Annotated in this window: 8 protein-coding genes; 3 read left to right on the top strand and 5 right to left on the bottom strand. The window is 66.8% G+C overall.

Annotated elements, in window-relative coordinates; all coding sequences use genetic code 11:
• Positions 1-47 precede the first annotated feature (47 nt).
• Positions 48-1,433: a WS/DGAT/MGAT family O-acyltransferase gene (locus tag BTO20_RS21895; protein WP_198344019.1), complete on the bottom strand. Its 1,386-nt coding sequence runs from the start codon at positions 1,431-1,433 to the stop codon at positions 48-50.
• A 245-nt stretch (positions 1,434-1,678) separates the two neighbouring features.
• Between BTO20_RS21895 and BTO20_RS21890 the strand changes: the two genes are divergently transcribed.
• On the top strand, positions 1,679-3,313 hold the full coding sequence (locus tag BTO20_RS21890) for a flavin-containing monooxygenase (protein ID WP_087078243.1): 1,635 nt from the start codon (positions 1,679-1,681) through the stop codon (positions 3,311-3,313).
• A gap of 93 nt (positions 3,314-3,406) precedes the next feature.
• Here the strand turns inward: BTO20_RS21890 and BTO20_RS21885 are convergent, their stop codons facing one another.
• Positions 3,407-4,369 (bottom strand): alpha/beta hydrolase, encoded by a 963-nt coding sequence (locus tag BTO20_RS21885; RefSeq protein WP_232490818.1) that lies wholly within the window; start codon positions 4,367-4,369, stop codon positions 3,407-3,409.
• Complete coding sequence (locus BTO20_RS21880; protein ID WP_087078242.1) at positions 4,363-5,154, bottom strand: hypothetical protein; 792 nt, start codon at positions 5,152-5,154, stop codon at positions 4,363-4,365. Before BTO20_RS21880 ends, BTO20_RS21885 begins: the two co-directional genes overlap by 7 nt.
• A gap of 167 nt (positions 5,155-5,321) precedes the next feature.
• Between BTO20_RS21880 and BTO20_RS21875 the strand changes: the two genes are divergently transcribed.
• Together BTO20_RS21875 and BTO20_RS21870 are read left to right on the top strand one after the other, a co-directional pair.
• Positions 5,322-6,182, top strand: coding sequence for an IclR family transcriptional regulator (locus BTO20_RS21875; protein ID WP_087078241.1), 861 nt, complete (start codon positions 5,322-5,324; stop codon positions 6,180-6,182).
• A gap of 221 nt (positions 6,183-6,403) precedes the next feature.
• Positions 6,404-9,301, top strand: a complete 2,898-nt coding sequence (locus tag BTO20_RS21870; RefSeq protein ID WP_087078240.1) for a BTAD domain-containing putative transcriptional regulator — start codon at positions 6,404-6,406, stop codon at positions 9,299-9,301.
• A gap of 47 nt (positions 9,302-9,348) precedes the next feature.
• Here the strand turns inward: BTO20_RS21870 and sucB are convergent, their stop codons facing one another.
• Complete coding sequence (gene sucB / locus BTO20_RS21865; protein WP_087078239.1) at positions 9,349-11,133, bottom strand: 2-oxoglutarate dehydrogenase, E2 component, dihydrolipoamide succinyltransferase; 1,785 nt, start codon at positions 11,131-11,133, stop codon at positions 9,349-9,351.
• A gap of 79 nt (positions 11,134-11,212) precedes the next feature.
• Positions 11,213-12,607 carry a dihydrolipoyl dehydrogenase gene (gene lpdA / locus BTO20_RS21860; protein ID WP_087078238.1) on the bottom strand — a complete coding sequence of 465 codons (1,395 nt, stop codon included), beginning with the start codon at positions 12,605-12,607 and terminating at the stop codon, positions 11,213-11,215.
• Between the last annotated feature and the right edge of the window lie 42 nt (positions 12,608-12,649).

Genomic DNA, 12,649 nt, shown 5'->3' with positions numbered 1-12,649 from the left:
ACTCAGTGGGAATTCGGGTGCCGGGCCGTCTCGGTGGGCGGAACCGGTCAACCGGCGGCGGCCATCAGTTTCTCGAGCTCGGCCTTGGCGCCCTCGAGAAGTTCCCACGGGTCGTCCATCAGATCTGGATCGGCTTGCACACCGACGTCCACGTAGTTGCCGTAGCTGAACACCGTGACGTTGATACCCATACCGACCGTCAGCGGGCCCACCGGCACGATGTGTTCTATGCGTGCACCGGCCATGTACAGCTGGACCGGCGGACCGGGAACGTTCGACACGATGAGGTTGCTGCCCAGCGGCAGCTTGTCTTCGAGTTTGGCCGCGCGGAATCCCTTGAACAACAGGTTCAGCAGCACCGGCGGAGCGAAGTCGGTCAGGCCGACCGACTGCTGTGACTGCAGGTCCTCGGCCAGCGCCTTGGCGCTGTTCATGCCGTTGTGGATGGCCGAGAGCCGCTCGACCGGGTCCTCGACGTCAGTACACATCGACGCGACCATCGCGTGCACGAAGTTGCCGAGTTCGTCGTCGCCGGCGTCGCGGGTCGACATCGGGACGGTGGCCAGCACCGAGTTCTGCGGCAGCTCATCGCGTTTCAGTAGATAACTGCGCAGTGCGCCCGCAACGACACACAGGATGACGTCGTTGACCTTGACGCCCAGGCTGTTCTTGACGTGCTTGATGTCGGCCATCGGCAGGGAGGTGTAGGCGAAGCTGCGGTGCGAACTCAGCGCGCCGTTGAAGCTGGTCTTCGGGGCACTCATCGGCCGTGGCGGCGGGTTGTCGCGCCGCAGGTGACTGATGGTTGTCACGGCGCCGCGGACGGTCTGGCCCAGGTACTGCACGATTTTCGGAGGTGAGGTCGCGGCCGCGACCGTGCCCTTGGCGAACAGCTCGAGGGCAGAGTGCCGCGGTTGTTCGTCCTCATCGGGCAGAGCGACCAGCGGCTTGTCGGCCTTCGGATGTGCGTCGCACAGCACTGACGACAGGCCGGCGCCGGAGACCCCGTCGACCATCGAGTGGTGGGTCTTGGCGATGTAGGCGACGCGGCCACCTTCCAGGCCCTCGACGAACCAGCTTTCCCACAGTGGCTGGTTGCGGTCGAGTTGGCGGCCCAGGATCTCGCCGACGACGTCGGCCAGCTCGCGTTCGCCACCGGGCGCGGGTAGCGCCGCGCGGTGGATGTGGTAGTCGAGTTTGAACGAGGGGTCGTCGACCCACACCGGCCGGTCGAGTCCCAGCGGCACCTCTTGGATGCGACGCCGGAACTGGGGCAGGTAGGGTAGCCGCCGGTTCAGGTGGTCACGCAGGTGCTCGAAATCGAATCCTGGTGCGTCACTGGGGTCGAGGATCATCAACCCCAGCGTGTGTTGCGGCCACTCGGTGCCCTCCATGGACAAGAACATGGCATCCATACCTGACAAGCGTTTCACCGAGCACTCCATTCGCGGACCACGTAGCCCTGCAGGCACGAACGTACCGAGAAACCGGCTCCGAGCTGGGAGTTGTTCCCGGTCAGCGGGACACCGGTTGAAGTCGGGGCAGGAGCATCCGGATAGCGCCCCGCCACCGCGCCGGGGCTCGGCGGGGTTGTGCCGGTGAGTGAGACAACGGCTGTGGCCGCACGGATCCGATTCGTACCGTGGCACCTCCGAACACCACGTGAAAGGCGACCATAGTGGCAGTCCAGGCACCATCGTCAGAGAACGCGGAGGCTCCGGCCAGGGTGGATGTCGTGGTGGTCGGCGCCGGTTTCGCCGGACTGTACGCGTTGCACCGCCTTCGCGGTCAGGGACTTTCGGTGCGGGTGTTCGAAGCGGCCGACGGTGTGGGCGGCGTGTGGTACTGGAACCGGTACCCGGGCGCACGCTGCGATGTCGAGAGCGTCGACTACTCCTATTCGTTCGACGAGGATCTGCAGCAGGACTGGGACTGGAGCGAGAAGTACGCAACCCAGCCGGAGATCCTGCGCTACCTCAACCACGTGGCCGACCGGTTCGACCTGCGCCGCGACATCACGTTCGGGACCAGGGTGACCGACATGATCCTCGATGAGCAGACGCTGCGCTGGGAGGTCCGCACGGACCGTGGTGACGTGGTGTCGGCGCGCTTCTGCATCCTGGCGGTGGGGCCGCTGTCGAACGCGAACATCCCCGCGATCGACGGGCTGGACTCGTTCACCGGCGAGGTGTACCACACCGCTCACTGGCCGCACGACGGCGTCGACTTCACGGGCAAGCGAGTCGGCGTGATCGGTACCGGATCCTCAGGCATTCAAGCGATTCCGTGTATCGCCGCACAGGCCGCGCAGTTGTACGTCTTCCAGCGGACTCCGAATTACAGTGTTCCGGCAGGCAATGTGCCGCTCGATGACGAAACGCGGGCTCGGCAGAAGGCGAATTACGCCGAGCGGCGGCGGCTCTCGCGCGCCAGCGGTGGGGGCTCCCCGCATCAGCCGCATCCCAAGTCGGCGCTTGAGGTCTCCGACGACGAGCTCCGGGAAACCTACGAGCGCCGCTGGGAGCTGGGCGGCGTGCTGTTCTCCAAGGCGTTTCCCGATCAGCTGATCACCCTCGAGGCCAACGACACCGCACGCCGGTTCTGGGAGCAGAAGGTCCGCGGTGTCATCGATGATCCGGCGATCGCGGATCTGCTGATCCCGAAGGATCATCCGATCGGTGCCAAGCGGATCTGCACCGACGACAACTACTTTCAGACGTTCAACCGCGATCATGTGCACCTCGTGAACCTGCGGGCGACGCCGATCGAGCGGATAGACGCCACGGGGGTCGACACCTCCGATGCCCATTACGCGTTGGACGCCCTGGTGTTGGCCACCGGGTTCGACGCGATGACCGGGTCGGTGCAGAAACTCAATGTCGTCGGCCGCGGTGGACGCACGCTCAACGATGCGTGGGCGCATGGCCCCGCCACCTACCTCGGGCTCGGGGTCACTGGTTTCCCGAACATGTTCAACATCGCCGGACCGGGCAGCCCGTCCGTGCTGGCCAACATGGTGTTGCATTCGGAGTTGCACGTGGACTGGGTGGCCGACGCGATCACCTATCTCGACGAGCGGGATGCTCGTGCCCTGGAGGCACGTGCGGACGCCGCAGCGGAGTGGGTGCGGGAGTGCAGCCGCCGGGCCGCGGGAACCTTGATGCCGCAGGCGAATTCGTGGTACCTAGGCGCCAACATCCCGGGCAAGCCGCGAGTGTTCATGCCGTTCGTCGGGGGCTTCGGGGTATACGGCGAGATCATCGCCGACGTGGCCGCAGCCGGTTACAAGGGATTCGACATCCACGAGGACTGACCAGGTCCGGCACCGTCGCGAGTGTGCAGCCTCTGCGAAAACCGGGCCAGGAAATCGCAGACAGTTCACACTCGCGACGGCGCTGGCCGATTGCTAGTCGTCTGCACAGCGCTTCAAGATCGAACTGATATCGCCGGCTACCCGGCGGCGGGCCTCGCCGGCCACGGCGAGAGCGGGCATGGTCATGAAACCGTGGATGGCGCCGCAGTAGCGCCGATGAAGTACCGGAACACCCTTGGCCGCAAGGGCTTCGGCGTACTGATCGGCTTCGGAGCGCAACGGGTCGAAGCCCGCCGTCAGGACGACCGCCGGGGGCAGTCCCGACAGGTCCGCATGCAGCGGTGAGGCATGCGGATGGGTGCGGTCCGACACCTCGGGAATGTACTGATCCCAGTACCAGGCCATGGCGGCCGCGGTGTTGTAGTAGCCGGTCGCGAACTGGCGGTAGGACTGCGTGGTGAAATCGGCGGCGATCACCGGATACAGCAGGGCCTGACCCGCAATGCGGGGACCGCCGCGATCGCGCGCCAAGATCGCTGTCACCGCAGCGAGGTTGCCGCCCGCGCTGTCGCCGGCGACCACCAACCGGGCCGCGTCGGCCCCGAGCTCTCCGGCACGCTCGGCGGCCCAGCACACTGCGGCGTACAGATCTTCGGCAGCCGCGGGCCACGGCGACTCGGGCGCAAGCCGATAGTCCACCGACACCACCACGGCACCGATGTCGTTGGCGAGCGACCGGCACAGGTCGTCGTGGGTGTCCAGATCGCAGAACACGAATCCACCGCCGTGGGCGAATACCACCAGCGGCAGTGGGCAGGTGAGAGGCATTGCCGGCCAATAGATTCGGACCGGTAGGCCGACGGGTATGACGCTGTCGCGCACGGCGCCGACCGGTCGCGGCGCGGTGGGCGGTCGGAACCGGGCCCGGACCGCTGCGCGGGCCTGCGCGCCCGTCATGGTCTCGACGGCGGGGAAGCCGGTGTTGAGGGCCGGCAGCAGCTCGGCGACCTCGGGATCGAGGTCCGGGTGCTCGGATTGTCGGTCGGGAGCTACCACTGGCGCAACCGCCCCATGCCACTGAGTTGATTGATGACGTCTTCGAGTCGTCCACCCGGAACGTCCACCTGCCACTCGGCCACCCTTCCTCTGAGGTGCACGGTGTTCGGGCCGAAGCTGATGGCGGTGAGTTCGAGTTCGCGCGGCAGTGTCGGCAGCCTCATGCGGTAGGCGGGCACGCGGGACGGCAGATTCCATCTGGTGCGGCGCAGGACCAGCACGCGTGGCCTCACCAGTAGCGTCGACCCGTCGATGGCGGCGTCTACTTCGAGGTGGCCCAAGCCGGGGCGGCGGGCCCACCGGATCTGCGCGACGCCGTTCGCGTCGACCCGACCTGTCAGCTGCGGTGCGGCGAGGTCGAAGAGCGTGTCGACGACGGCAGGGGACACTTCGACGGTCAGGTCGAGTGGCGCCGTGACCAGCACCGGCGGGGTGGCGGGTTTGATGTGCACGTTGTGCATGACCACAGTGGCCCGGTCGAGCTGGTGACCGTTCCAGGAGATTTCGGCGACGGACAGGGACACGTCGTTGAGTTGGCCGACCGAGAGGCCCCGCATGTCGAGATCGGACTCGAACTCGGTGACTGTCAGCGTGATCTCGCCCGAGTCGAGGCCGATGTTGAGCCGGCGGCCGACGATAAGTCGGCGCAGCGTGGTGAACACGGTCCGGTAGGCGCCAGCCGATCCGCTGCCGTGCTGGCTGACCATCGCCGACGACCACAACGACGCGATGGAGTCCAGCGGCCGGAACGAGTCCCAGTTGCGGAACGGCCCCGAGTACGTCATGACTGAAGATCGTCACCGCGGGGGCTGAAATATTGCACAACCTGTACCGCTGAGCGGGACAACGGCCCATGAATAGGTCTCGTGCACTGCACCATCACAATGCCCGGCACAAAACCGAACGCTGGTGCCGTAAGCGATTTCATGATCAAGCAGATGAGGAGACAGTCATGGTGCCGGCCGTCAAGGACAGCCCCGATACCCCGCCGATTGCTGCGATCGGACGGGTGTCAGCGCTGCTGGATGCCTTCGACGGTGGTAATCGACTGACCCTGGCGCAGATTGCCCGTCGGACCGGCCTGCCGCGCTCCTCGACTCACCGCATGCTCGACCAGTTGGTGCGGCTGCAGTGGCTGCTCCGCAGCGGACACGAGTACGAGCTCGGAACCAAACTCATCGAACTGGGCCACCGCGCCGTGCATCAGAATCGCGTGTACCGGGCGGCAGCGCCTTTCCTGTGGGATCTGCATCGCGCGACGGGCATGGTGGTGCATCTGGCGATTCTCGACGGCGCCGACGTCGTCTATCTCGAAAAGGTGGGCGGCCGCATGGGACTGTCGATTCCGACGCAGGTCGGCTCGCGCCAACCGGCGCATTGCACGGGTGTGGGCAAGGCGATTCTGGCCTACCGCCCCCTCGGCCGGCTCGAGGACCTCGAGGAGGCCGAGCTGACCCGCAAGACCAACTACTCGATCACCGACTCGGCCGAGCTTCGGGTCGCCCTGAGCGAGATCAGAACTCGCGGCGTCGCATTCGACCGCGAGGAGTGCGCGCCCGGGTTCGGCTGTGTGGCAGCCCCGGTCGGGCCGATCGACGAACCCGTCGCCGCGGTGTCGGTGTGCGGCCCCGTCGACCGGCTCCCGTTCGACAACCGGCTCGCGGCACCGGTGCGCATCACAGCCCTGCAGATCTGGCGCAATCTGGATGATGCCGCAGTCGGCCGGTCGGGTCCGCGGCAACGGGCCCGGCAGCGCACCGTCGGAACGAATGCTGCCGATCATCTGCCGACCTGCCATAAGCCTGCCCGCTGAACCGAGATCGGCCCCTTCCATTCGCGAAGTGGGCCGATCTGACGATTGCCTGCGGCGCCCGCGCCGAAAATTCGAGTAGTGCATTACTCGATCCCGCATGCCGACCCCGGCCATATGCTCGCCACAAGGTATTCCACAGGAAACGCGAGCAAGGATCACTGGCAAGATGAAGCGCGATCCGGCGGGAAGCGTCGATTGTTCGGACAGGTGGACGAACAACCATGATTGACGGCGTTGTGCTGCAGGAAAAGCTGCGGGTGCCCGAGGTTTCGGGTCTCGCCCGGGCCCGGCTGGAAGGGCCGCTGCTGTCCGGCTCGCAAACTAACGTCGACCTCGTGGTGGCGCCCGCCGGCTGTGGCAAGACCACTCTGCTGTCCCATGTCGCGACGGCATCGGACCGGCCGGTGGGGTGGTACCGCATCACCTCCGACGATTCGACCGAATCTCGGATGGTCGCGCACTTGGCGGCGGCGCTGTCGGCGGTGAGCGATACCGACGATGCGGGTTCGATGGCTGATCTGCTCGCTGCTCTGGATCGCAGGACGAGCGTGTGTGGCGTCTTGATCCTCGATGATGTGCACGAGATCGCGGACACCCCGGCCGAGCGGGTGTTGGAGCAGTTCATCTCGCTGCGACCGCGCGGACTTCAACTGATCTGCGGGTCGCGCCGGATGCCCGATTTCAACATCTCCCGGATCCGGGTTTCGGGGTCGATCTCCGAAACGGGAAGTGACGACTTGCGTTTCCGGTCCTGGGAGGTCGAGGAGTTGTTCGCCTCGGTCTACCGCGAGCCGTTGCGTCCAGAGGCCGCCGCCGCGTTGACGCGTCGCACCGGCGGGTGGGCCGCGGGGCTGCAGTTGTTCCACCTGGCCACCGTGGGACGCACCGCGGTCGAGCGTCATCAGGCGGTCGCCGGCCTCGGCGGCCGGTCCAAACTGGTCCGCTCCTATCTGACCCGCAATGTGCTCGCAGAGCTTCCGGCCGATCGGCGGGAGTTCTTGTTGCGAACCTGCACGCTCGGGCGCCTCTCCGGTACTGCCTGCGATGCCCTGCTGGGAATCACCGGCAGTCACCGCATCCTCGAAGACCTGGAAAGTGCCCAGCTGTTCACCTTCACCGACGACGGCGGTGTCTACTTCCGCTATCACGAGGTGCTGCAGTCGCATCTGGAGCTGGCGCTGGTCGAGCAGTACGGTCCGGCAGCTGCCCGCGAGTGCTACCGCAAGAGTGCAGGCGTCCTGGAATCGCTCGGTGAGACCCGTTCGGCAGCAAGGGCGTTCGCGAAGGCCGGCGACTGGTCCTCGGTGTCGCGCCTCGTGCAGGACACCGGTGGCCCGCGTATCGATGCGACGGCGCTCGATGATGCCCACCTCCTGCCGGCCAGCACCTGGCAGCACGACCCGTGGTTGGCGCTGGCGCATGCACGACGCTTGGTCCGCGAAGGCGCCTTGGTGCGTGCCGTCGAGGCCTACCGGCACGCCCGCACGCTCTACGACGAGCCCAACTATCAACAGATGTGCCGCGACGAAGCCGGTGTGGCGTCGGCCTGGTTGTCCGCCGACCACGCCAGGCGGGCACCGGGTTCGGGAACCCTGGCACATCACTGGAGCGGGTCGTTGCGCCAAGCCCTGGTCCGCTCGCCCGACGCCGGCGGCGACCACCGGTGCATGGATGCCCGCGAACAGTTGACATGCGGGCTTGCGGCGATGGCCGCCGGTGAGCTCAGCTCAGCCCGGAATCTTTTGGAGTCGATCGACGGGACCGTACCGGCCGAGGGGACCGTCGATGTGCTGGCAGCAGTCGGTGCCGATCTCGCACTGGCCGCGCTCGATTTACTCGACGGTGCCGCTGCCGATCCGTCCGCGCGGTTCAGCACCATCGCGGTGGCAGCCGAAAACGAGGGACTGCCGTGGGTGGCGCGGCTCTGCCACGGGTTGGAACAAGTCTCCCTGATCGTGTCACGAGATGCGCTGTGGCGCTTGGAGAGTTGCTCGGACATCATCGACGCCGCCGAACGGGTGGGTGATCGCTGGGGCGCCGGACTGCTGCTGTTCGCGGCGGGCCTTGCCAAGAATCGGGTGGGCCAGGACGGCAGCGGCGAACTGGACAGTGCCAGCACGATATTCGGTGAGCTCGGTGCTCCGGTGCTGCAGCTGTGGTGCCAATTGGTAGCGGCGGCTCGGGGCGCAACCGATGTCGCGATCCGGCAACTGCTGGCAGCCAGCCAAACACTGCGGTCGCGCGGTGCGCAGGCGGTGGTACTCGGACTGCTGGCGTCGACGCGGACCGGCGCGGAGGCGACCGAAGCTGCCCGGATGGCCGAGACCTGCGGCGTACCGCTGCTGCGTCGCGGGGACGCCGACGCGCCCCGGGGTGCGATCGCCACCGCGACCGAGGTGGTCGAGGCGAGTCTGCCACCGGTGGCGATCACCTGCTTCGGCGAATACCACATCGCGATCGACGGAGAGATCGTAGGACTGAATCAACTTCGGCCCCAGGCGCGTTGGGTCCTACAGATCCTGTCGGCAGCGCCCGGGCGCGACCATCACCGCGAACTCCTGGAGGACATCCTGTGGCCGGGTGTAGACCATGCGGTCGCCTGCCACCGCCTGCAGGTGGCGGTGTCGAGCGTGCGGACCATGTTCGGTCAGGCGGATCTGGTCATCGGTCGTCGCGGCGAGTCCTACCGCCTGGAACTGGGTGAGCGGTCCACCGTCGACGTGCGCGACTTCACCGATGCGCTGGCCCGGGCGGCGGCCGCGTCGGCACGCGGAGATCTGCACGGCCGGATGACTGCACGGCATGAGGCGATGAACCTGTACACCGGGGAATTGCTGCCTGAGATCTCGGGCTCGTCTTACCTTGACGCAGAACGTGATCGGCTCCAGCGCGCGGCCGCGGCCGCCGCCGCTGCGCTCGCGGCAGATCACCGGAGCCTCGGGGAGGTCGAGCAGGCGCTTGTGATGGCGCAACGCTCGGTGCAGCTTGAGCCGTACCAGGACACCGCCTGGGTGGTGCTGGCCGAACTGCACGAGTCGCTCGGCGATCACAGCTCCGCCGAATTGGTGCGCCGCGAGCACGCGCGGATGCAGGCCGAGCTGGAACCGTCACATCTTTAAGTCGGGACGCCACCTCACGTCGGCACGGTATGCGACTGGCGGGGTGCTTACTTTCCCAACTCGGCGTCGAAAGCACCGTCCTCGAGCCGGCGTTTGATGGTGGTGACGAAGCGTCCGGCGTCGGCGCCGTCGATGAGGCGGTGGTCGTAGGTCAGGGGCAGGTAGCAGACCGACCGTACGCCGATGGATTCGTTGCCGTAGGCGTCGGAGATCACCCGGGGGCGTTTGACGATGGCGCCGGTGCCCAGCATGGCTGCTTGTGGCGGTACCAGGATGGGGGTGTCGAACAGGGCGCCCTGGCTGCCGATGTTGGTGATGGTGAAGGTGCCGCCGGACAGTTCGTCGGGTTTGAGGTTGCCTGAGCGGGCGCGGGCGGCGATGTCGGCGATGGCGCGGGCCAGCCCACCGAGGGAGAGGTCACCGGCGTTGTGGATGACCGGGGAGAGCAGGCCCTGGTCGGTGTCGACGGCGAAGCCGAGGTGTTCGGCGTCGTAGTAGGTGATTTCTTTGGTGTCTTCGTTGTAGCTGGCGTTGACGTTGGGGTGGATCTTCAACGCGTCGATGACGGCGCGGGCGATGAAGGGTAGGTAGGTGAGGTTGACGCCTTCGCGTTCGGCGAAGTCGGCTTTGGCGCGGGCCCGCAGTGCCACGATCTTGGTCATGTCGACCTCGTGGGTTTGCGTCAATTGTGCTGTGGCCTGCAGGGATTCGCGGGTCTTCTTGGCGGTGATCTGGCGGATCCGGTTGGCTTTTTGGGTGGTGCCGCGCAGGTGCGCCAACGCCGGTGCGGGCGCCGCCGCGGCGGGTGCCGCGGGTGATGCTGCCGCGGGTGCGGCGGCTGCCGCCGGGGCGGGGGGTGCTTTTTTGGCGTCGGCGGCGGCGAGGACGTCTTGTTTGCGGATGCGGCCGCCGACACCGGTGCCTTTGACCGCGGTGAGGTCGATGTTGTTCTCCGCGGCCAACTTTCGCACCAGCGGGGTCACGTAGGGGGCGCCATCGGCAGACCCGGCCGCCGCCGCGGGGGCGGCGGGTTTGGGCTGCGGGGCCGGGGCGGCCTTGGGCTGCGGGGCCGGTTGCGGCTTGGGTTCGGCCTTGGGTTCGGGTGCTGGGGCGGCCTTGGGTTCGGGTTTCGGTTCGGGCTTCGGTTCGGGCTTGGGCTCGGGTTGCGGCTTGGGCTCCGGGGTGGCCGGTGCGGGTGCGGCGGCGGCGTCGCCGATCTTGGCCAGTTCGCCGCCGACAGCGACGACGTCGTCTTCTTCGGCGCTGATCGAGAGCAGGGTGCCGGCGACCGGGGAGGGGATTTCGGTGTCGACCTTGTCGGTGGACACCTCGACGAGGGGTTCGTCCACGCCGACGCTGTCGCCGACTTTTTTCAGCCAGCGCGTCACGGTGCCTTCGGTGACCGATTCGCCCAGTTCGGGCATCACCACCGAGGTCGCCGCGCCCGACGACGCCGGTGCCGCGGGCGCCTGCGCGGCCGGGGCCTGCTGTGTGGCCGGTTCGGGTTCGGGGGCCTGGGCAGCCGGTTCGGGCTCCGGCTCCGGCTCGGGCTCGGCTTCGGCCTGGGGGGCCGGGGCTTCGGAGGCGGCTTCGCCGGCCTCACCGATCACGGCCAGTTCGCCGCCGATCTCGACGGTGTCGTCTTCCTGGGCCACGATCTTGGTCAGCACACCCGCGGCCGGGGCCGGGATTTCGGTGTCGACCTTGTCGGTGGAGACCTCCAGCAGCGGCTCGTCGAGTTCGACCGTGTCGCCCTCCTGTTTAAGCCAGCGGGTGACGGTCCCCTCAGTGACACTCTCACCTAGCGCGGGCATCTGGACGGAGATGGCCATGTGTATTGACTCCCTCGGACGGTCACTCGTGACGACACGAACCCGGAACTAGTTCGGATCTACTGGCGGACAGCGTTTCTCAAAAGTTGATCATGTGGCCGGTGAGGCCGTGGAAGCATTCCTGTAGTGCTTCGGACAGGGTCGGGTGGGTGTGCACGTTGCGGGCCAGCTCATGGGCGGTGAGGTCCCACTTTTGGGCCAGGGTCAGCTCGGGTAGCAGTTCGGAGACGTCGGGGCCGATGAGGTGCCCGCCGAGCAGTTCGAGGTGTTTCTTGTCGGCGATGAGTTTGACGAACCCGGTCGGGTCGGCCAGGCCGTGGGCCTTGCCGTTGGCGGTGAACGGGAACTTGGCCACCACCACGTCGTAGCCCTCGTCCTTGGCCTGCTGTTCGGTCAACCCGAAACTGGCCACCTGCGGCTGGCAGAACGTCGCGCGCGGCATCATCCGGTAATCCCCGAGCGCCAACGTCTCGGCACCGGCGATGGTCTCGGCGGCCACCACGCCCTGGGCCTCGGCCACATGCGCCAACTGCAGCAGCGCCGTGACATCCCCGATCGCATAGATGCCCGGCACGTTGGTGCGCATGTACTCGTCGATCGCGATGGCCTTGCGGTCGGTGAGCGCCACCCCGGCGGCTTCCAGGCCGTAGCCCTCGACGTTGGGGGCGAACCCGATGGCCTGCAACACCTTGTCGGCCTTGAGTTCCTCGGTCTTGCCGTCCTTGCTCACGGTGACCTTCACGACCGAGCCATCATCGGCGATGGCCTCGACCTTGGTGCCGGTGAGGATCTTCACCCCGAGCTTCTTGTACTGCTTTTCGATCTCCTTGGACACCTCGGCGTCCTCGTTGGGCAGCGCGCGGGGCAGGAACTCGACGATGGTGACATCCACGCCGTAGTTCTTGAGCACGTAGGCGAACTCCATGCCGATCGCACCGGCGCCGGCGATGATGATCGACCCGGGCAGCTCGCGCGAGAGGATCTGGGTCTCGTAGGTCACCACGTTGTCGGACAAGGTGGTGCCGGGCACCAGGCGGGTCGACGACCCGGTGGCGATGATCGCGTTGTCGAACGTGACGTTGTCGGTGCCGCCGTCGTTGAGTTTCACCGAGATCGACTTGGGGCCCGTGAAGGTGCCGTAGCCGTGGATCTCGGTGATCTTGTTCTTCTTCATCAGGAAGTGCACGCCGGCCACCCGGCCCTCGGCGACCTTGCGGCTGCGGTCGAACGCCGCGCCGTAGTCGAAGCTGGCCTCACCGCTGATGCCGAAGGTCTTGGCTTCCTTGGCGAAGATATGGGCCAGCTCGGCATTGCGCAGCAACGCCTTGGACGGGATGCACCCGACGTTGAGGCACACCCCACCCCAATACTTGGGTTCGATGATGGCGGTGTTCAGCCCCAGTTGAGCGGCACGAATAGCCGCGACGTATCCACCGGGACCAGCTCCGAGAACGACGACGTCAAAGTGGGTCACATCGCCACCCTAGTATCGAGACGCAAAGTGTATCGGGCATTT

The organism is Mycobacterium dioxanotrophicus (assembly GCF_002157835.1).
Lineage (GTDB): Bacteria > Actinomycetota > Actinomycetes > Mycobacteriales > Mycobacteriaceae > Mycobacterium > Mycobacterium dioxanotrophicus.
The sequence above is the reverse complement of the archived record's forward strand: the minus strand, read 5'-3'. Positions and strand labels throughout refer to the sequence as shown.